Origin of the sequence: Shigella sp. FC1567 (genome assembly GCF_001743015.1) — a bacterium.
Classification (GTDB): domain Bacteria; phylum Pseudomonadota; class Gammaproteobacteria; order Enterobacterales; family Enterobacteriaceae; genus Escherichia; species Escherichia coli.
On sequence record NZ_MIIV01000111.1, the window covers coordinates 69,349 to 90,360 of the forward strand.

18 protein-coding genes and 1 pseudogene are annotated in these 21,012 nt (G+C 41.1%); 18 read left to right on the plus strand and 1 reads right to left on the minus strand.

Annotation, left to right across the window (positions count from 1 at the left end; all coding sequences use genetic code 11):
• Nucleotides 1–175: 175 nt before the first annotated feature.
• The 16 genes from wcaK (at nucleotide 176) to ugd (ending at nucleotide 18,550) form a co-directional block, all read left to right on the plus strand.
• The gene (wcaK, locus tag BHE85_RS08630) at nucleotides 176–1,456 is read left to right on the plus strand and encodes a colanic acid biosynthesis pyruvyl transferase WcaK (RefSeq protein WP_000770805.1); all 1,281 of its coding nucleotides are present in this window, start codon (nucleotides 176–178) and stop codon (nucleotides 1,454–1,456) included.
• Nucleotides 1,453–2,673, plus strand: a complete 1,221-nt coding sequence (gene wcaL / locus BHE85_RS08635) for a colanic acid biosynthesis glycosyltransferase WcaL (RefSeq protein WP_000862694.1) — start codon at nucleotides 1,453–1,455, stop codon at nucleotides 2,671–2,673. The genes wcaK and wcaL overlap by 4 nt, the downstream gene beginning before the upstream one ends.
• A 10-nt stretch (nucleotides 2,674–2,683) precedes the next feature.
• Nucleotides 2,684–4,078, plus strand: coding sequence for a colanic acid biosynthesis protein WcaM (gene wcaM, locus BHE85_RS08640; protein WP_001115957.1), 1,395 nt, complete (start codon nucleotides 2,684–2,686; stop codon nucleotides 4,076–4,078).
• Nucleotides 4,079–4,252: 174 nt separating this feature from the next.
• Nucleotides 4,253–5,146, plus strand: coding sequence for a UTP--glucose-1-phosphate uridylyltransferase GalF (galF, locus tag BHE85_RS08645; RefSeq protein ID WP_000183051.1), 894 nt, complete (start codon nucleotides 4,253–4,255; stop codon nucleotides 5,144–5,146).
• 372 nt (nucleotides 5,147–5,518) lie between these two features.
• Nucleotides 5,519–6,604: a dTDP-glucose 4,6-dehydratase gene (rfbB, locus tag BHE85_RS08650; RefSeq protein WP_000699437.1), complete on the plus strand. Its 1,086-nt coding sequence runs from the start codon at nucleotides 5,519–5,521 to the stop codon at nucleotides 6,602–6,604.
• Nucleotides 6,604–7,503 carry a dTDP-4-dehydrorhamnose reductase gene (gene rfbD, locus BHE85_RS08655; protein WP_001023647.1) on the plus strand — a complete coding sequence of 300 codons (900 nt, stop codon included), beginning with the start codon at nucleotides 6,604–6,606 and terminating at the stop codon, nucleotides 7,501–7,503. The genes rfbB and rfbD overlap by 1 nt, the downstream gene beginning before the upstream one ends.
• A gap of 57 nt (nucleotides 7,504–7,560) precedes the next feature.
• A complete protein-coding gene (gene rfbA / locus BHE85_RS08660; protein WP_039064045.1) occupies nucleotides 7,561–8,439 on the plus strand; it encodes a glucose-1-phosphate thymidylyltransferase RfbA in 879 nt (292 codons plus the stop codon).
• A 4-nt stretch (nucleotides 8,440–8,443) separates the two neighbouring features.
• The gene (gene rfbC / locus BHE85_RS08665) at nucleotides 8,444–9,013 is read left to right on the plus strand and encodes a dTDP-4-dehydrorhamnose 3,5-epimerase (protein WP_001100813.1); all 570 of its coding nucleotides are present in this window, start codon (nucleotides 8,444–8,446) and stop codon (nucleotides 9,011–9,013) included.
• Nucleotides 9,000–9,767 (plus strand): hypothetical protein, encoded by a 768-nt coding sequence (locus tag BHE85_RS08670; protein WP_128832479.1) that lies wholly within the window; start codon nucleotides 9,000–9,002, stop codon nucleotides 9,765–9,767. Before rfbC ends, BHE85_RS08670 begins: the two co-directional genes overlap by 14 nt.
• A gap of 72 nt (nucleotides 9,768–9,839) precedes the next feature.
• Nucleotides 9,840–10,952: a glycosyltransferase family protein gene (locus BHE85_RS08675; RefSeq protein ID WP_000668638.1), complete on the plus strand. Its 1,113-nt coding sequence runs from the start codon at nucleotides 9,840–9,842 to the stop codon at nucleotides 10,950–10,952.
• On the plus strand, nucleotides 10,933–12,162 hold the full coding sequence (gene wzx, locus BHE85_RS08680; protein WP_000239329.1) for an O53 family O-antigen flippase: 1,230 nt from the start codon (nucleotides 10,933–10,935) through the stop codon (nucleotides 12,160–12,162). The genes BHE85_RS08675 and wzx overlap by 20 nt, the downstream gene beginning before the upstream one ends.
• Nucleotides 12,163–13,257 (plus strand): glycosyltransferase family 4 protein, encoded by a 1,095-nt coding sequence (locus tag BHE85_RS08685; RefSeq protein ID WP_000716855.1) that lies wholly within the window; start codon nucleotides 12,163–12,165, stop codon nucleotides 13,255–13,257. It begins immediately after the preceding gene.
• Between the two features lie 3 nt (nucleotides 13,258–13,260).
• Nucleotides 13,261–14,553: an O53 family O-antigen polymerase gene (wzy, locus tag BHE85_RS08690; protein WP_000881830.1), complete on the plus strand. Its 1,293-nt coding sequence runs from the start codon at nucleotides 13,261–13,263 to the stop codon at nucleotides 14,551–14,553.
• The gene (locus BHE85_RS08695) at nucleotides 14,525–15,601 is read left to right on the plus strand and encodes a DUF1972 domain-containing protein (protein WP_011379140.1); all 1,077 of its coding nucleotides are present in this window, start codon (nucleotides 14,525–14,527) and stop codon (nucleotides 15,599–15,601) included. The genes wzy and BHE85_RS08695 overlap by 29 nt, the downstream gene beginning before the upstream one ends.
• A gap of 127 nt (nucleotides 15,602–15,728) precedes the next feature.
• The gene (gene gndA / locus BHE85_RS08700; RefSeq protein ID WP_000043483.1) at nucleotides 15,729–17,135 is read left to right on the plus strand and encodes an NADP-dependent phosphogluconate dehydrogenase; all 1,407 of its coding nucleotides are present in this window, start codon (nucleotides 15,729–15,731) and stop codon (nucleotides 17,133–17,135) included.
• 248 nt (nucleotides 17,136–17,383) lie between these two features.
• Complete coding sequence (gene ugd, locus BHE85_RS08705) at nucleotides 17,384–18,550, plus strand: UDP-glucose 6-dehydrogenase (protein ID WP_000704808.1); 1,167 nt, start codon at nucleotides 17,384–17,386, stop codon at nucleotides 18,548–18,550.
• Nucleotides 18,551–18,614: 64 nt separating this feature from the next.
• Here ugd and BHE85_RS08710 read toward each other — a convergent pair whose 3' ends face one another.
• Nucleotides 18,615–19,619 (minus strand): NAD-dependent epimerase, encoded by a 1,005-nt coding sequence (locus BHE85_RS08710; protein WP_000670924.1) that lies wholly within the window; start codon nucleotides 19,617–19,619, stop codon nucleotides 18,615–18,617.
• Nucleotides 19,620–19,788: 169 nt separating this feature from the next.
• Here BHE85_RS08710 and BHE85_RS28370 point away from each other — a divergent pair.
• Nucleotides 19,789–19,881: pseudogene (locus BHE85_RS28370) on the plus strand (hypothetical protein); the annotation flags it as partial.
• Between the two features lie 146 nt (nucleotides 19,882–20,027).
• Entirely contained in the window at nucleotides 20,028–21,005 is a 978-nt protein-coding gene (wzzB, locus tag BHE85_RS08720) for an LPS O-antigen chain length determinant protein WzzB (RefSeq protein ID WP_004982250.1), read from the plus strand.
• Nucleotides 21,006–21,012: the final 7 nt, after the last annotated feature.

Here is a 21,012-nt window from a genome sequence, read left to right on the forward strand (position 1 = left end):
GTCAGCGTCGCATCAGGCACTGAATGCCGGATGCGGCGTGAACGCCTTATCCGGCCTACGGTTCTGTGCTCGGGTCTTGTAGGCCTGATAAGACGCGCCAGCGTCGCATCAGGCAAAAAACGGCAACGAACAAAACAAACGCAGCCTCACCTGGCATCAAATTTATGAGGAAAAAATGAAATTACTTATTCTGGGCAACCACACTTGCGGCAATCGTGGCGACAGCGCCATCTTGCGTGGCTTACTTGATGCCATCAACATCCTCAATCCACACGCCGAAGTGGACGTGATGAGCCGCTATCCGGTCAGTTCTTCCTGGCTGCTCAACCGCCCGGTAATGGGCGATCCGCTGTTCCTGCAAATGAAACAACACAACAGCGCGGCGGGCGTTGTCGGGCGCGTTAAAAAAGTCCTCCGTCGCCGCTATCAACACCAGGTATTGCTCTCGCGCGTCACCGACACTGGCAAGCTGCGCAATATTGCCATCGCCCAGGGATTCACTGACTTCGTGCGCCTACTGTCAGGTTACGATGCCATTATCCAGGTCGGCGGATCGTTTTTTGTCGATCTCTATGGCGTGCCGCAGTTTGAACATGCACTTTGCACGTTTATGGCGAAAAAGCCGCTGTTTATGATTGGTCACAGCGTCGGTCCCTTCCAGGATGAGCAATTTAACCAACTGGCGAACTACGTTTTTGGTCACTGTGACGCGCTGATCCTGCGCGAATCGGTCAGCCTTGATCTGATGAAACGCAGCAATATCACCACTGCAAAAGTGGAACATGGCGTCGATACTGCGTGGCTGGTCGATCACCACACCGAAGACTTCACTGCCAGCTATGCCGTTCAACACTGGCTGGACGTTGCCGCACAACAGAAAACGGTGGCAATTACCCTGCGCGAACTGGCACCGTTCGACAAACGTCTCGGCACCACTCAGCAAGCGTATGAAAAAGCCTTTGCCGGGGTGGTCAATCGCATTCTCGACGAAGGCTATCAGGTGATTGCGCTCTCCACCTGTACGGGCATCGACAGCTATAACAAAGACGACCGCATGGTGGCGCTCAACTTGCGTCAGCACATCAGCGATCCTGCCCGTTACCACGTAGTGATGGATGAACTCAACGATCTGGAAATGGGCAAAATTCTGGGGGCCTGTGAACTCACCGTCGGTACGCGCCTGCACTCCGCCATTATCTCAATGAACTTTGCTACTCCGGCGATTGCCATCAACTATGAACATAAATCCGCCGGGATTATGCAGCAGCTGGGACTACCGGAGATGGCAATTGATATCCGTCATTTATTAGACGGCAGCCTGCAAGCGATGGTTGCGGATACCTTAGGCCAGCTTCCGGCGCTGAACGCACGACTTAGCGAAGCCGTCAGTCGTGAGCGTCAGACGGGAATGCAGATGGTGCAATCTGTGCTTGAGCGCATCGGGGAGGTGAAATGAAGGTCGGCTTCTTTTTACTGAAATTTCCGCTGTCTTCGGAAACCTTCGTCCTCAATCAAATTACCGCGTTTATTGATATGGGCTTTGAGGTGGAGATTGTCGCGCTGCAAAAAGGCGACACCCAGAACACCCACGCGGCATGGACGAAATACAACCTTGCCGCAAGAACCAGTTGGTTACAGGACGAACCTACGGGCAAAGTGGCGAAGCTACGCCACCGTGCCAGCCAGACGTTACGAGGCATTCATCGTAAAAATACCTGGCAGGCGCTCAACCTCAAACGCTATGGCGCAGAGTCGCGGAATCTGATTTTGTCTGCCATTTGCGGCCAGGTCGCAACACCGTTTCGCGCCGATGTGTTCATCGCTCATTTTGGTCCAGCGGGGGTAACCGCAGCAAAACTCCGCGAACTGGGTGTCATTCGCGGCAAAATTGCCACCATTTTCCACGGCATTGATATTTCCAGTCGGGAAGTGCTCAACCACTACACTCCCGAATATCAACAACTGTTTCGCCGTGGCGATCTGATGTTACCGATAAGCGATTTGTGGGCCGGAAGGCTGCAAAAAATGGGCTGCCCGAGGGAAAAAATCGCCGTATCGCGCATGGGCGTAGATATGACGCGCTTTAGCCCGCGTCCCGTGAAAGCGCCCGCAACACCGCTGGAGATTATTTCCGTCGCACGCTTAACCGAGAAAAAAGGTCTGCATGTGGCGATTGAAGCCTGCCGTCAGTTGAAAGAGCAGGGCGTGGCATTTCGCTATCGCATTCTCGGCATTGGCCCGTGGGAACGACGCCTGCGCACCCTCATCGAACAATATCAACTGGAAGATGTGGTAGAGATGCCGGGCTTTAAACCGAGCCATGAAGTGAAAGCGATGCTCGACGACGCGGATGTCTTCCTGTTGCCATCGGTAACGGGCGCGGATGGTGATATGGAAGGCATTCCAGTGGCGCTAATGGAAGCGATGGCGGTCGGCATTCCGGTGGTTTCTACTCTGCATAGCGGAATACCGGAACTGGTGGAGGCCGACAAATCCGGCTGGCTGGTGCCTGAGAACGATGCTCGCGCACTGGCGCAACGACTGGCGGCGTTTAGCCAACTTAACACCGACGAACTGGCTCCGGTTGTCAAACGTGCGCGCGAAAAAGTCGAACACGATTTTAACCAGCAGGTGATTAACCGAGAACTCGCCAGCTTGTTGCAGGCTTTATAGAGGAGAACGTATGCCATTTAAAAAAATCTCCCGACGCACCTTCCTGACGGCAAGCTCGGCGCTTGCCTTCCTCCATACCCCTTTCGCTCGCGCACTTCCCGCCCGACAAAGCGTTAACATTAACGACTACAACCCTCACGACTGGATCGCCTCATTTAAACAAGCCTTCAGCGAAGGGCAAACGGTCGTCGTGCCTGCTGGATTCGTTTGTGACAATATCAACACCGGCATCTTCATTCCTCCTGGAAAAACGTTACACATCCTTGGAAGCCTGCGCGGCAACGGCAGAGGGCGATTTGTCTTACAGGACGGCAGCCAGGTGACAGGGGAGGAGGGCGGCAGTATGCATAACATCACCCTGGATGTGCGTGGTTCTGACTGCACCATCAAAGGGCTGGCGATGAGCGGCTTTGGCCCGGTAACGCAGATTTATATCGGCGGCAAAAACAAACGGGTCATGCGCAACCTGACCATCGATAACCTCACTGTCAGCCACGCTAATTACGCCATCTTACGCCAGGGATTTCATAACCAGATAATTGGTGCCAACATCACCAACTGTAAATTTAGTGATTTACAGGGGGACGCTATTGAATGGAACGTGGCGATTAACGACAGTGATATTTTGATCTCCGACCATGTCATCGAGCGCATCAACTGTACCAACGGCAAAATCAACTGGGGCATTGGCATAGGCCTTGCGGGAAGCACTTACGATAATAATTACCCGGAAGATCAGGCAGTGAAAAACTTTGTCGTGGCGAATATCACGGGATCGGATTGTCGGCAGTTGATCCATGTTGAAAATGGCAAACATTTTGTTATCCGTAATATCAAAGCCCGCAATATCACGCCGGATTTCAGTAAGAAAGCAGGCATTGATAACGCGACAGTTGCTATTTACGGTTGTGACAATTTCGTGATTGATAATATTGAAATGATTAATAGCGCCGGGATGTTAATCGGCTATGGGGTAATTAAAGGCAAATATCTCTCGATACCGCAAAATTTCCGAGTGAATAATATTCAACTGGATAATACCCACCTTGCTTATAAATTGCGCGGTATCCAAATCTCCGCCGGGAATGCCGTCTCCTTTGTGGCGCTGACTAACATTGAGATGAAGCGTGCGTCGCTTGAGCTATACAATAAACCGCAACACCTTTTTATGCGTAATATCAATGTGATGCAGGAATCCTCAGTTGGACCCGCATTGAGCATGAACTTCGACATGCGCAAAGACGTTCGCGGCGTCTTTATGGCGAAAAAAGAAACACTGCTGTCTCTTGCAAATGTTCATGCGGTGAATGAGAAAGGACAAAGCTCCGTCGATATCGACAGGGTTAATCACCATATTGTTAATGTGGAAAAGATTAACTTTAGATTGCCGGAACGGAGAGAGTAGATTTGCGACCATTCCTGGAAAAATGGAGCCATACTTAGGAACAATGCTACTGCAATCCACAACGAAGCGGCGTAACATCACAAGTAATTCAGTAATCAATTCAGGGTAATTGATGCTGGCGAAAAAAATCGAACAAGCTATAATTCAGCAACCATTTTACAGGTGGATGAAATAATGACGAATTTAAAAGCAGTTATTCCTGTAGCGGGTCTTGGGATGCATATGTTGCCTGCCACTAAGGCGATTCCCAAAGAGATGCTACCGATCGTCGACAAGCCAATGATTCAGTACATTGTTGACGAGATTGTGGCTGCAGGGATCAAAGAAATCCTCCTGGTAACTCACGCGTCCAAGAACGCGGTCGAAAACCACTTCGACACCTCTTATGAATTAGAATCTCTCCTTGAGCAGCGCGTGAAGCGTCAACTGCTTGCGGAAGTGCAGTCCATCTGTCCACCGGGCGTGACCATTATGAACGTGCGTCAGGGCGAACCTTTAGGTTTGGGCCACTCCATTTTATGTGCACGACCTGCCATTGGTGACAATCCATTTGTCGTGGTGCTGCCAGACGTTGTGATCGACGACGCCAGCGCCGACCCGCTGCGCTACAACCTTGCTGCCATGATTGCGCGCTTCAATGAAACAGGACGCAGCCAGGTGCTGGCAAAACGTATGCCGGGTGACCTCTCTGAATACTCTGTCATTCAGACCAAAGAACCGCTGGATCGCGAAGGTAAAGTCAGTCGCATCGTCGAATTTATCGAAAAACCGGATCAGCCGCAGACGCTGGACTCAGATATCATGGCCGTGGGCCGTTATGTGCTTTCTGCCGATATTTGGCCGGAACTTGAACACACTCAGCCTGGTGCATGGGGGCGTATTCAGCTGACTGATGCCATTGCCGAACTGGCGAAAAAACAGTCCGTTGATGCCATGCTGATGACTGGTGACAGCTACGATTGCGGTAAAAAAATGGGTTATATGCAGGCGTTCGTGAAGTATGGGCTGCGCAACCTCAAAGAAGGGGCGAAGTTCCGCAAAGGGATTGAGAAGCTGTTAAGCGAATAATGAAAATCTGACCGGATGTAACGGTTGATAAGAAAATTATAACGGCAGTGAAGATTCGTGGCGAAAGTAATTTGTTGCGAATATTCCTGCCGTTGTTTTATATAAACAATCAGGATAACAACGAGTTAGCAATAGGATTTTAGTCAAAGTTTTCCAGGATTTTCCTTGTTTCCAGAGCGGATTGGTAAGACAATTAGCGTTTGAATTTTTCGGGTTTAGCGCGAGTGGGTAACGCTCGTCACATCGTAGGCATGCATGCAGTGCTCTGGTAGCTGTAAAGCCAGGGGCGGTAGCGTGCATTAATACCTCTATTAATCAAACTGAGAGCCGCTTATTTCACAGCATGCTCTGAAGTAATATGGAATAAATTAAGTGAAAATACTTGTTACTGGTGGCGCAGGATTTATTGGTTCTGCTGTAGTTCGTCACATTATAAATAATACGCAGGATAGTGTTGTTAATGTCGATAAATTAACGTACGCCGGAAACCTGGAATCACTTGCTGATGTTTCTGATTCTGAACGCTATGTTTTTGAACATGCGGATATTTGCGATGCAGCTGTAATGGCACGGATTTTTGCTCAGCATCAGCCGGATGCAGTGATGCACTTGGCTGCTGAAAGCCATGTTGACCGTTCAATTACAGGCCCTGCGGCATTTATTGAAACCAATATTGTTGGTACTTATGTCCTTTTGGAAGCCGCTCGCAATTACTGGTCTGCTCTTGATAGCGACAAGAAAAATAGCTTCCGTCTTCATCATATTTCTACTGACGAAGTCTATGGTGATTTGCCTCATCCAGATGAAGTAAATAATACAGAAGAATTACCCTTATTTACTGAGACGACAGCTTACGCGCCAAGCAGTCCTTATTCCGCATCCAAAGCATCCAGCGATCATTTAGTCCGCGCGTGGAAACGTACCTATGGTTTACCGACCATTGTGACTAATTGCTCTAACAATTATGGTCCTTATCATTTCCCGGAAAAATTGATTCCATTGGTTATTCTCAATGCTCTGGAAGGTAAAGCATTACCTATTTATGGTAAAGGGGATCAAATTCGCGACTGGCTGTATGTTGAAGATCATGCGCGTGCGTTATATACCGTCGTAACCGAAGGTAAAGCGGGTGAAACTTATAACATTGGTGGGCACAACGAAAAGAAAAACATAGATGTAGTGCTCACTATTTGTGATTTGCTGGATGAGATTGTACCGAAAGAGAAATCTTATCGTGAGCAAATCACTTATATTGCCGATCGTCCGGGACACGATCGCCGTTATGCGATTGATGCTGAGAAGATTGGTCGCGAATTGGGATGGAAACCACAGGAAACGTTTGAGAGCGGGATTCGGAAGACAGTGGAATGGTACCTGTCCAATACAAAATGGGTTGATAATGTGAAAAGTGGTGCCTATCAATCGTGGATTGAAGAGAACTATGAGGGCCGCCAGTAATGAATATCCTCCTTTTTGGCAAAACAGGGCAGGTAGGTTGGGAACTACAGCGTGCTCTGGCACCTCTGGGTAATTTGATTGCTCTTGATGTTCACTCCACTGATTATTGTGGTGATTTTAGTAATTCTGAAGGTGTAGCTGAAACTGTCAAAAAAATTCGCCCTGATGTTATTGTTAATGCGGCTGCTCATACCGCGGTAGATAAGGCTGAGTCAGAACCCGAATTTGCACAATTACTCAATGCGACAAGTGTTGAAGCGATTGCAAAAGCAGCCAATGAGGTCGGTGCATGGGTTATTCACTACTCTACTGACTACGTATTTCCGGGAACCGGTGAAATACCATGGCAGGAGGCGGATGCAACCGCACCGCTGAACGTTTATGGTGAAACCAAGTTAGCCGGGGAAAAAGCATTACAAGAGCATTGTGCGAAGCATCTTATTTTCCGGACCAGCTGGGTCTATGCAGGTAAAGGAAATAACTTCGCCAAAACGATGTTGCGTCTGGCAAAAGAGCGTGAAGAATTAGCTGTTATTAACGATCAGTTTGGTGCGCCAACTGGCGCAGAGTTACTGGCTGATTGTACGGCACATGCCATTCGTGTGGCACTGAATAAACCGGAAGTCGCAGGCTTGTACCATCTGGTAGCTAGTGGTACCACAACGTGGCACGATTATGCTGCGCTGGTTTTTGAAGAGGCGCGCAAAGCAGGCATTCCCCTTGCACTCAACAAGCTCAACGCAGTACCAACAACAGCCTATCCTACACCAGCTCGTCGTCCGCATAACTCTCGCCTTGATACAGAAAAATTTCAGCAGAACTTTGCGCTTGTCTTGCCTGACTGGCAGATTGGCGTGAAACGCATGCTCAACGAATTATTTACGACTACAGCTATTTAATAGTTTTTGCATCTTGTTCGTGATGGTGGAGCAAGATGAATTAAAAGGAATGATGAAATGAAAACGCGTAAAGGTATTATTTTAGCGGGCGGTTCTGGTACTCGTCTTTATCCTGTAACTATGGCTGTCAGTAAACAGCTATTACCGATTTATGATAAACCGATGATCTATTATCCGCTCTCTACACTGATGTTAGCGGGTATTCGCGATATTCTGATTATCAGTACGCCACAGGATACTCCTCGTTTTCAACAACTGCTGGGTGACGGGAGCCAGTGGGGGCTAAATCTTCAGTACAAAGTGCAACCGACTCCAGATGGGCTTGCGCAGGCGTTTATTATCGGTGAAGAGTTTATCGGTGGTGATGATTGTGCTTTGGTTCTTGGTGATAATATCTTCTACGGCCACGATCTGCCGAAGTTAATGGACGTAGCTGTTAACAAAGAAAGTGGTGCAACAGTATTTGCTTATCACGTAAATGATCCTGAACGCTACGGTGTCGTTGAGTTTGATAAAAACGGTACGGCAATAAGCCTGGAAGAAAAACCGTTACAACCAAAAAGTAATTATGCGGTAACCGGGCTTTATTTCTATGACAACGACGTTGTCGAAATGGCGAAAAACCTTAAGCCTTCTTCCCGTGGTGAACTAGAAATTACCGATATTAACCGTATTTATATGGAACAGGGGCGTTTATCTGTTGCCATGATGGGCCGTGGTTATGCATGGCTGGACACGGGGACACATCAAAGCCTGATTGAGGCAAGCAACTTCATTGCCACCATTGAAGAGCGCCAGGGACTAAAGGTTTCCTGCCCAGAAGAAATTGCTTACCGTAAAGGATTTATTGCTGCTGAGCAGGTGAAAGTATTAGCTGAACCGCTGAAAAAAAATGCTTATGGTCAGTATCTGCTGAAAATGATTAAAGGTTATTAATTAAATGAACGTAATTAAAACAGAAATTTCTGATGTGCTGATTTTTGAACCAAAAGTTTTTGGCGATGAGCGCGGCTTCTTTTTTGAAAGCTTTAACCAGAAAGTATTTGAAGAAGCTGTAGGCCGCAAAGTTGAATTTGTCCAAGATAACCATTCGAAGTCTAGTAAAGGTGTTTTACGCGGGCTGCATTATCAGTTAGAACCGTATGCGCAAGGGAAATTGGTACGTTGCGCTGTTGGTGAGGTTTTTGACGTAGCGGTTGATATTCGTAAATCGTCACCAACTTTTGGCAAATGGGTTGGGGTGAATTTATCTGCTGAGAATAAGCGCCAGTTGTGGATACCTGAAGGATTAGCACATGGGTTTTTGGTGCTGAGTGAGACGGCGGAGTTTTTATATAAAACGACCAATTATTATCATCCAGAGAGTGATAGAGGGATTATTTGGGATGATCCTGACATTGACGTAAAGTGGCCTTTAAGTATCCATAAACCGATTTTATCTATAAAAGATGAAAAACAAAAGATGTTTAAAGAAATGATAGCGTTGGAGAAATGGAATGGAGAATACTAATTATTATAAGTTAGCTATCTTAATTGTACTTTATGGAAAAGAAGTAGAACAGTGTGAAACATTTACTCATATAGATAGAGTTCTAAAAAAAAATAGGATGTCAAAGGATGATATTATTCTGTGTCTTTGGAATAATGGCCCAAGAGAAATCGCATTTAATCTGACTACAGATTACTATACCTTAAAAGTTTGTCAAACAATAAATAATGAATCATTAAGTTATATATATAATTTATTTATTAATGAGGTGGAGTCAGAAAAATATATTTTACTAGATCATGATTCCATATTGAAATATGATTATGTTTTGGAATGTCTTAATTCTACATCTGATTGTATCATTCCTAATATAATAGTAGGAAACAATATTCAAAGTCCTAAAACATATAGCATTCAATCGTTTAACAAGGGAAATACAGTGCTTGCTATTGGGAGTGGAATTTGTATATCTAAAAAATTATGTGAGAAACTTCGACAAGTATTTGGTGATGTTTTTGATTCTAGGTTTTATTTTTATGGTGTTGATTCAACTTTTTTTCTACGGCTGAATAAAATTGGGGAAAGTGAGTTTATAAAAATCAGTGAGTGCGTTGTATTGCATTCATTGTCTAGACTAGAAAATGAAGCTATAAAAGTAAAGCAATTTAGAATTAAAGAAAGAAGTTATGATCAAGGATTAACATTAAGATATTATTTCTGTAAATTTACGTTTTTTACTGTCGCAAAAAAAACTTCTTGCGAAGTTGATTTTTAATAAAAGTGATATAAGTTTAATATATTTTGCAAAAGCATATTTTAGCGGTAAGCATTATAAGAGCGGTAAATCATGAAGTTTATTATTATTGGCTATAGAGATGCGTATTTTTGGAATGAATATGGGACATCTGTTAGAGATTTACAAATTGCAGAAATTCTATCTAGAAAGTATCATGTTACATTTATAAATAGACCTGTGTCGATATATGAAAGATTAAAAAATAAGAAGAAAGCAAAAAGTGAGTATAAAGCATATAGTAATAGGATAACTTTTATTGACCATACAAGTTATGATTTAATCGGACCGTTATTTGGCCGCATATGGACGAAATATTGTTACAAGAAGATATTAAATAGAATATCATCGTTATTTACAGATGATTCAATCATCATTGATTTTACCCCTATAGCCGAATTAGAATTCAAGAACAATAAACGAATAACATATTGGTATGATTTAATAGATAATTTTTCAATTCATAATAGATTTTCTGAAAAAGAAAAAAAAGCTGTTCGAGATAAATATGCTTATGTAGACGAAAATGCTGATATAATTACAGCTGTTTCCGACAAAGCGATAAAAAATTTTCTAAATCCTAATAAGTATGTAATGCCAAATGGTGTTTATCTTGAAAACCAAAATCATGAATGTTTTATAGATGGAACTCCAAATAAGGTATATCAATTAGGATTTGTTGGCTTCGTTACTGATAAATTAGATATTGATTTTTTAAATAAATTATCAAAAAAATTCAGTATCATCATTTGGGGAAAATTTTTTGATGATTCTATACGTGATAAGCTGAATGAAAATATAAAAATAGCGGGGGCATTTAAATACTCTGATCTTCCTTCAATAATGAAATCTTTTAAAGTCGGATTATTGCCATATCTGCCAGAAAAATCGCATGATGAATCACCATTGAAAATGTATGAGTACTTTAAATATGGCATTCCATGTTTATCATCTATGAATTTTGAAATTAAGAGTCGATGGTTTGTTAATTATCTAGAATACTCAAAAAGAGATTTGTTATATGAGAAAATAAATGAATTAATTGTCTCAAATAATTCGGAAAGCATTAAAGCCAGCATACAAAAAGAATGGTTATTTGAAATAAAAGTTAATAAAATTATCGAAGATATTATTCGAAGGAAAGAATGTGGTAAAAAAAATAGTTAATCAATTTATTTACCAGTTTGGGAATTATATTCTACCCTTTCTTATAATTCCTTTCTTAATCAATAAACTCTCTATTGCGGTCTATAAAGATTTTGTTGTTATTCAATCATTAGTATTATTTTTTGCTGTTTTAATTAATTATGGGCTGGATCTGTTTGGTGTTAGATATATTAGTAATAATGTAAAGCATCTAAGAAAATGTAAGAGTTTTCTTTATATTTCCATATTGTCACGGCTCTGTATTTTTATATTTTGCTCATTCTTTTTGCTTGTGTCGTTGATGGCATTGACTAAACCCGACCTCCTTTATTGGTTGCTATGTTTTTTTTGGATGCTAAGCTTTGTATTTCAATCAAATTGGTATTTGCAAGGATGTGGTGATTTTAAGTTAATTACGTTCTATGGCTTACTTCCTAAGCTTATTGTTTATCCCTTCGTTTTTATTTTGGTCAATAATGATAATGATGCTTGGGTTTATCTATTTTTATGTGCAATAGCAAATTATGCATCAAACATACTAATGATGATACATATTAGGAGGAAGTTGAATGTAGTAGCTTTTAAACGTACTAATTTGCTCAGAAATGTATGGATATTTTTAGTTAAAGGGTGGTATATATTCCTATCTCAAGCTAGTGTGACATTGATTTCTTATGCCAATATTTTCTTTCTACCTTTGGTGTTGGAACCTAAAAGTTTCGTTGTCTTTTCAACTGCTGAAAGAATCGTGAAGGTGTTATCGATTACAACAACGCCTATTCTAAACGTTATTTTTCCACATATTTCATCATTAATTGAAAATAATAAACAAAGAGTATTTATAATGATTTCTCGAATATCATTATTTAGTTTAATTGTTTTTCTGTTATGTTACACGTTGTATGTTTTTATAGGCTATTATCTCATACAGCTTATTTTTCCAACAATATCACAAGAATTATACTCTGTATTATTATTGTTGTTATTTAATGTATTCTTCGTATTCCAAAACAATCTCTTTGGTACACAAATTGGATTGAATTATGGGAAAGACAAAAGCTTCACTAAAATTATTGCAATCAATGGTATTTTAAATATTATAGCCATGCCTGTATTTAGTAAACTGTATCACCTGCATGGCACAATATTAACATCCTTATGCATACAATTATCAATTTTGATATGTATGTATATGTTGGCTAAAAAATGTGGTTATAAATTTAAGGTCTAAATGAAAAAAATAGCTATTTTACTACCAGGACCAAGAAGGGAGCCTGTTGGTGGATATAAAGTCTTGTATCAATATGGAAACTATTTGGCATCTGTTGGATGGCAGATTGATTTTATTTATTTGACGAACCGTATTGTTTGTTATAATCGATTTTCTGGCCTTGTGGGTAAAATAAAAGCAAAATTATTTTCATTATTAAAGTTCTACAAATGGTTTGATTTTACATCCTCTAATATAAATCATTATGTGATTAAATCTCTAAAAAAAAGAGATATCGAAAATTTTAATATTGTCATTTGCTCCTCTGTTGAGACGTTTATATACGCCAATTCGTCATGTAGAGTTAACCATAAAAAATTAGTATATTTTGTACAGGATTATGAAAACTGGAATATTCCTGAGAATATTTTAAACTATACACTTTCACATAAAGATGTTGATTATATAACTATTTCTGATGACTTGGTGAAAAAGATTACAAAAATGGGAGGGGATGTTTCTCTCACCTTGTACAATGGAATAAACAAAAATGATTTTTTTGTTAACATTCCATGGAATGAAAGGGATAGAGCTTCATTTTTATTTCTATATCATCCTAGTGAAAGAAAGGGTTGTGATCTCTTATTAAGAGCAATACAAAAAATTCACGAAGTTGATAGCTCAATTAAATTCAGTTGCTTTAGTGCTTATACAAAACCAGAAAATTTCCCTTCGTTTATTCATTACGTATATCAACCCACAGTTAAACAGCTAAATAATTTATATAATGAGAATAGATACTTCATTTGCAGTAGTATATATGAAGGATTTGGTTTGACTGCAGCAGAGGCATCTTTTAGTGGGGCAATAGTAGTTACAACGAGAAATGGTGGCGTAGAACAATTTATCAAAAATGAAGTGACTGGCTTTGTTCTCAAGGAAAGAACGCTAAATTCCTTCATGGTTGCTATTATGAAGCTTTCACAAAAGGATGAAGAACTAAATCTTTTTGCTATTGAAAGTAGTAAAAAAGTCAGAATACAACTAGATCTCGATATAAATTTCAAGAAAATTGATAGTTACTTTAAGGCTAGATATAATAACAAGAGGAATTAATTTATGCTAGCTTGGGCACCAAAGTTGTTATTGCTGTTTTTTTTATTGTCTGGATTAATTAAGGCTATATCATTGTATATAAATATTAATCTTAATTATGTGTTTATTCCTCTATTAATATTAGCCTCTCTGTTTTATCTGTTAATTAACAGAACAATAAAAATGAAAGCTCAAGGGGCATGTTTTATATTTTTCTTTTCCATATCTGCAATTTTGTTTCTTGTAAATAACATCGTTGTTAATAATGTTTATACACAATTACAATTAATGCTTGCAGTAACGATACAATATATTTTTCCAATTATAATCATTTGTTTAGCCGGTTCGGGAAAGTTGAAATTGGATATTTTTGACTCTTTGATTAATATAATAACAAAGCTTACCTTTTTATCACTTTTAATATTTGGGTTATGTGTGATGTATGACTCTAAAATGGTTGAAGAGTTTTATTCGCAATTATACAATCATGGTTTAATAATTAATCCATTTCAAACAAGTGAAGAAGGTATTACTCTTCGTTTTAGTGGGATATTTTCATCTGGGTTTATCTTAGCTAGTTATTGTTGCTTTGCAATAATTTATTATTATTTTAATAAATCTGTCAATCGTATAAAGTTTGCTTTTCTATTTGTTGGTTTTGTCATAATGGTTGTTTTGACATATAATAGAAACGGGATGTTGGCATTTGCAGTTACATCTTTATTTATAATGATTCATACTTACCTTCGTCGATACTATCTAACTCTTGCGAATTTATATTATGTTTTTTTGATTGGAATATTGTTCATAGCACCAAGTTTTATATTATACTTTGGTGGTGACATTCAGAATTCATATTCTTCTATAGATTATTCAGCTTTTACAAAATTGAGTACATTATTCTCTCGTATAGATGCCTGGCTTCAGGTTTTGAATATTAATGACGTCTCTCGTTTATTATTTGGTTCCGGTTTAGTGCAGGGGTTAGGGGAAGATGATATGAATTTTTACGTCGATAATGGTTATTTATATCTTTTGCATCAGAGTGGTCTTATAGCTCTTGTTTTATATATCGCTACTTGGAGTTACATGTTTATTTCTCTCTCTAAAAACTTAAAGAAAAGACGAAACCATAATTTTGTTTCAGTAGATGAAATAAATATATGCTTACTTCTTATTCTTGTAAGTTTCACCTTGGCACTCCTTAATAATCTATTTTTTGAACCCGTATTTCTAATTCTTGTATTAATGAAATGTGTAACTGTGAATAATAAATCAAGTAGTATTTATGAAAAAAATGAACAAACATATGAGTAATACCGCCATTATTGGTACTGTAGGTGTTCCTGCTTCGTATGGAGGGTTTGAAACACTTGTTGAAAATTTAATTGAAACTGAAAAGGTTAATTATATTGTTTATTGCTCATCAAAAAATTACCCCAAAAAACTAAGCACATATAAAAATGCGAAATTGGTTTATATTCCTCTTAGCGCTAATGGAATATCAAGTGTTATTTATGACGCATTTAGCATATTGCATGCGATTGTATTCCGAAAAGTAAATACACTCCTTATTTTAGGAGTCTCTGGTTGCTTTATTCTTCCTATAATAAAAAAAATATCATCTGTTAAAATAATTACAAACATTGATGGAGTAGAATGGCGTCGAGATAAATGGGGTAGGTTTGCTAAAAAATTTTTAAAATGGTCTGAAAAAATAGCTGTGAAAAATTCTAATATTGTGATTTCTGATAATAAGGAAATCGCAAACTATGTGTGCTCAGAATATATGGTAAATTCTCAAGTAATTGCCTACGGCGGAGATCATTCACTAGTTTTTGAAACAAAAAGATGTAACGATGTGGAGAATTCCGAAAGTAAATATGCTCTTGCTCTCTGTCGTATTGAGCCAGAAAACAATGTTCATGTTATATTAGAATCTTTTTCTAAAGTCACCAAAAAATTGAAGTTTATTGGTAATTGGGGAAGTAGCGACTATGGGCGTAGTCTTAAGAAAAAATATTCAAAGTACAATAATATAGAAATTATTGATCCAATTTATGATGTTGAACAATTAAATATTATTAGAAGCGGATGTGAGTTCTATGTGCATGGACATTCTGCTGGAGGTACTAATCCATCACTAGTTGAAATGATGTTTTTTGCAAAGCCGATTATTTGTTTTGATTGTAAGTATAATCGTTATACAACATTTGAACAAGCGTGTTATTTCAGAGACCTGAAGGATCTTATAATTAAAATAGAATCACCCAAAGAGAGAACACAAGGTGTTAAGTTGAAGTCGCTGGCTGAAAAACATTACACATGGAATAGAATTCGTGAACAGTATGAGCAGCTTTTGTAAAAATGGAGTAAGAATATTAAGAACATATAGATATTTCAGGTAGGTAAAGTTGAGGTTATAAGGTACTCTTCAAACTTGATTCAAGCCGCGCAAACCCGTGGTGAACACCCCCTGACAGGAGTAAACAATGTCAAAGCAACAGATCGGAGTCGTCGGTATGGCAGTGATGGGGCGCAACCTTGCGCTCAATATCGAAAGCCGTGGTTATACCGTCTCTATTTTCAACCGTTCCCGTGAAAAGACGGAAGAAGTGATTGCCGAAAATCCAGGCAAAAAACTGGTTCCTTACTATACGGTGAAAGAGTTTGTTGAATCTCTGGAAACGCCTCGTCGCATCCTGTTAATGGTGAAAGCAGGTGCAGGCACGGATGCTGCTATTGATTCCCTCAAGCCATACCTCGATAAAGGTGACATCATCATTGATGGTGGTAACACCTTCTTCCAGGACACCATTCGTCGTAATCGTGAGCTTTCTGCTGAAGGCTTTAACTTCATTGGTACCGGTGTTTCCGGTGGTGAAGAGGGCGCGCTGAAAGGGCCTTCCATTATGCCTGGTGGCCAGAAAGAAGCCTATGAACTGGTTGCGCCGATCCTGACTAAAATCGCCGCAGTGGCTGAAGACGGTGAGCCATGTGTTACCTATATCGGTGCCGATGGTGCAGGCCATTATGTGAAGATGGTTCACAACGGTATTGAATACGGCGATATGCAGCTGATTGCTGAAGCCTATTCTCTGCTTAAAGGTGGCCTGAACCTCACCAACGAAGAACTGGCGCAGACCTTTACCGAGTGGAATAACGGTGAACTGAGCAGCTACCTGATCGACATCACCAAAGATATCTTCACCAAAAAAGATGAAGACGGTAACTACCTGGTTGATGTGATCCTGGATGAAGCGGCTAACAAAGGTACGGGTAAATGGACCAGCCAGAGTGCGCTGGATCTCGGCGAACCGCTGTCGCTGATTACCGAGTCTGTGTTTGCACGTTATATCTCTTCTCTGAAAGATCAGCGTGTTGCCGCATCTAAAGTTCTCTCTGGCCCGCAAGCGCAGCCAGCTGGCGACAAGGCTGAGTTCATCGAAAAAGTTCGTCGTGCTCTGTATCTGGGCAAAATCGTTTCTTACGCCCAGGGCTTCTCTCAGCTGCGTGCTGCGTCTGAAGAGTACAACTGGGATCTGAACTACGGCGAAATCGCGAAGATTTTCCGTGCTGGCTGCATCATCCGTGCGCAGTTCCTGCAAAAAATCACTGATGCATATGCCGAAAATCCGCAGATCGCTAACCTGCTGCTGGCTCCGTACTTTAAACAAATTGCCGATGATTACCAGCAGGCGCTGCGTGATGTCGTTGCTTATGCAGTACAGAACGGTATCCCGGTTCCGACCTTCGCCGCTGCGGTTGCCTATTATGACAGCTACCGTGCCGCTGTTCTGCCTGCGAACCTGATCCAGGCACAGCGTGACTATTTCGGTGCGCATACTTATAAGCGCATTGATAAAGAAGGTGTGTTCCATACCGAATGGCTGGATTAATCTGATTTAAATCAATTAATCAAAGCAAGGCCCGGAGAAACCCTCCGGGCTTTTTTATTATACAAAGCGGCAGGTTAGGGCCTTTTTTTATAATTTATAGTTAAAAACGCGATATAATACAGCGCCGCACAGCAGGATCGCTGCCTTGACAGTTCATCTACATCAGCGTTAAAAATCCCGCAGTAGATGAAGCTGTGGTGGTGGATTAATGACCACTCTAAATGTTTAACCGGAAGAAGTCAGAGCTAATGAAAATAACAATTTCAGGAACAGGTTATGTTGGTCTTTCAAATGGTATTCTGATTGCGCAAAACCACGAAGTGGTTGCACTGGATATCGTTCAGGCCAAAGTGGACATGCTTAACAAGAGGCAGTCACCGCTTGTTGATAAGGAGATTGAAGAGTATCTGGCGACTAAAGATCTCAATTTCCGCGCTACGACAGATAAGTATGACGCGTATAAAAATGCCGATTACGTTATTATTGCCACACCTACCGATTATGATCCGAAAACAAATTATTTTAATACCTCAAGCGTGGAAGCGGTCATTCGTGATGTGACAGAAATTAATCCCAACGCGGTAATGATTATAAAATCAACTATCCCTGTTGGTTTTACAGAGTCCATTAAAGAACGTTTTGGTATTGAAAATGTGATCTTTTCGCCTGAGTTTTTGCGTGAAGGTAAAGCACTTTATGATAACTTACACCCATCACGCATTGTGATTGGCGAGCAGTCTGAACGCGCTAAACGTTTTGCTGCGTTATTACAGGAAGGCGCCATTAAGCAAGACATACCAACATTGTTTACTGACTCAACCGAGGCTGAGGCGATTAAACTTTTTGCGAACACTTATCTGGCGATGCGTGTAGCGTATTTCAATGAACTTGATAGTTATGCTGAAAGCCTGGGACTTAATTCACGCCAGATTATTGAGGGCGTATGCCTTGACCCGCGTATCGGTAATCACTACAACAACCCGTCATTCGGTTATGGTGGTTATTGTCTGCCGAAAGATACTAAGCAGTTACTGGCAAATTACCAGTCTGTGCCGAATAACCTGATCTCGGCAATTGTTGACGCCAACCGCACGCGCAAAGATTTTATTGCCGATTCTATCCTTGCACGTAAACCGAAAGTTGTTGGCGTCTATCGTTTGATTATGAAGAATGGTTCAGACAATTTTCGTGCTTCCTCGATTCAGGGTATTATGAAGCGAATCAAGGCGAAAGGTGTGCCTGTAATCGTTTATGAGCCAGCTATGAAAGAGGACGATTTTTTCCGGTCGCGCGTGGTACGTGATCTGGATGCGTTCAAACAAGAAGCTGATGTTATTATTTCTAACCGTATGTCTGCCGATCTGGCTGATGTAGCAGATAAAGTTTATACGCGCGACTTGTTTGGCAATGATTAATTATTTTGTTTCATTCTAAGAAAAGCCCTAATAAATTAGGGCCTTTTCTTATGGTTTTGTAAAATCAAACTTTATAGAAGTTACGATACCATTCTACAAAGTTCTTTACCCCTTCTTTAACTGACGTTTCAGGTTTGAATCCTATTACGTCATACAGTGCTTTTGTATCAGCACTGGTTTCCAGTACATCACCGGGTTGGAGAGGCATCATATTTTTGTTGGCTTCAATACCCAGAGCCTCTTCTAACGCATTGATATAGTCCATCAACTCCACAGGCGAACTATTACCAATGTTATAGACACGATATGGTGCTGAACTTGTTGCAGGCGAGCCTGTTTCTACAGCCCACTGTGGGTTTTTTTCTGGAATAACATCCTGTAAGCGAATAATAGCTTCGGCAATATCATCAATGTAAGTAAAGTCACGCTTCATTTTGCCGAAGTTGTAAACATCAATGCTTTTACCTTCCAGCATGGCTTTAGTGAATTTAAATAATGCCATATCCGGACGTCCCCATGGACCATAAACCGTAAAGAAACGCAGCCCTGTGGTCGGTAAGCCATACAAATGAGAATATGTATGGGCCATGAGTTCATTCGCTTTTTTAGTTGCTGCATAAAGCGAAACAGGATGATCTACAGAGTCATCTGTAGAGAAAGGCATCTTGCGGTTCATGCCATAAACAGAACTGGAGGAAGCGTAAAGTAGATGCTGAACATTATTATGGCGACATCCTTCTAGTATGTTCAGGAATCCAATCAGGTTTGCATCTGCATATGCATTGGGATTTTCAAGAGAGTAACGTACACCGGCTTGCGCAGCGAGGTTTATTACGCGTTCGAACCGCTCGTCTGCAAACAGTGCCGCCATTTTCTCACGATCGGCCAGGTCAATTTTATAAAAACTGAAGTTGTCGTGCTTGAGTAAATCAAGTCGTGCTTGTTTGAGGTTGACATCGTAATAATCATTTAAGTTGTCAATGCCTACAACCTGATGACCAGCTGCAAGAAGCCGTTTACTTAGATAGAAACCGATAAAGCCAGCAGCTCCCGTAACCAGAAATTTCATTTATAATCCTCGCTCAGGCTAGAATATAGCCAATCTTCATCTGGCATAACTGAAAGTTAAATTATACCGTTAGACAAGAAAAAAAGATAATCGGTATCAGTTCTAAACTTGGCTGTTTTTTCTGGTAACGTGCTCATTTTACAATCAAAGCTGTTCTAAGCTGACTATACAAGCCGACGTCATTATCTCCAACCGTATGGCAGAAGAGCTTAAGGATGTGGCAGACAAAGTCTACACCCGCGATCTCTTTGGCAGTGACTAACATCCTGTTATCATGGCGATTTTCGCCCTGATTCTCTTATGTTCCCTTTGTAATAATTCATTATTTTTATCATTTATCCTATAGCATTCATGGCGATTATCGCTAAACTATGGCGACTTAAAATTATTTCGTCCGTTAGGGTAATGATGAGAGTAGAAAATAATAATGTTTCTGGGCAAAACCATGATCCGGAACAGATTGATTTGATTGATTTACTGGTGCAGTTGTGGCGTGGCAAGATGACAATTATCATCTCTGTCATTGTTGCTATTGCCCTGGCTATAGGGTATCTGGCCGTTGCCAAAGAAAAGTGGACTTCCACAGCTATCGTTACTCAACCTGATGTGGGGCAAATCGCTGGTTATACCAACGCGATGAATGTGATCTACGGATCGGCTGTACCGAAAGTCTCCGACATTCAGGCTTCACTTATCGGACGTTACAGCACTGCATTCTCAGCATTAGCGGAAACGCTGGATAACCAGGAAGAAGCAGAAAAGCTGACCATTGAGCCTACCGTCAAAAATCAGTCATTACCTTTAGCGGTGTCTTATGTTGGTGAAACACCTGAAGGTGCTCAGAAGCAGCTGGCGAAGTATATCCAGCAAGTTGACGACCAGGTAAATGAAGAACTGGGAAAAGACCTGAAAGACAACATCGCGCTGCGTATGAAAAACTTGCAGGATTCTCTGAAAACTCAGGAAGTAGTTGCGCAGGAGCAGAAAGATCTGCGTATCCGTCAGATTCAGGAAGCGTTGCAGTATGCGAATCAGGCGCAGGTGACAAAGCCACAGGTTCAGCAGACTGAAGATGTGACACAAGATACGTTGTTCCTTTTGGGGAGCGAAGCGCTGGAGTCGATGATTAAGCATGAAGCGACTCGTCCGTTGGTGTTCTCACCAAACTACTATCAGACTCGTCAAAACCTGCTGGATATCGACAATCTTGACGTTGATAAACTTGATATTCATGCTTACCGCTATGTAATGAAACCGACGTTACCTATTCGTCGCGATAGCCCGAAAAAGGCAATTACCTTGATTCTGGCGGTGCTGCTGGGCGGCATGGTTGGCGCGGGGATTGTCTTGGGGCGTAACGCTCTGCGTAATTACAACGCGAAGTAATCTTTTC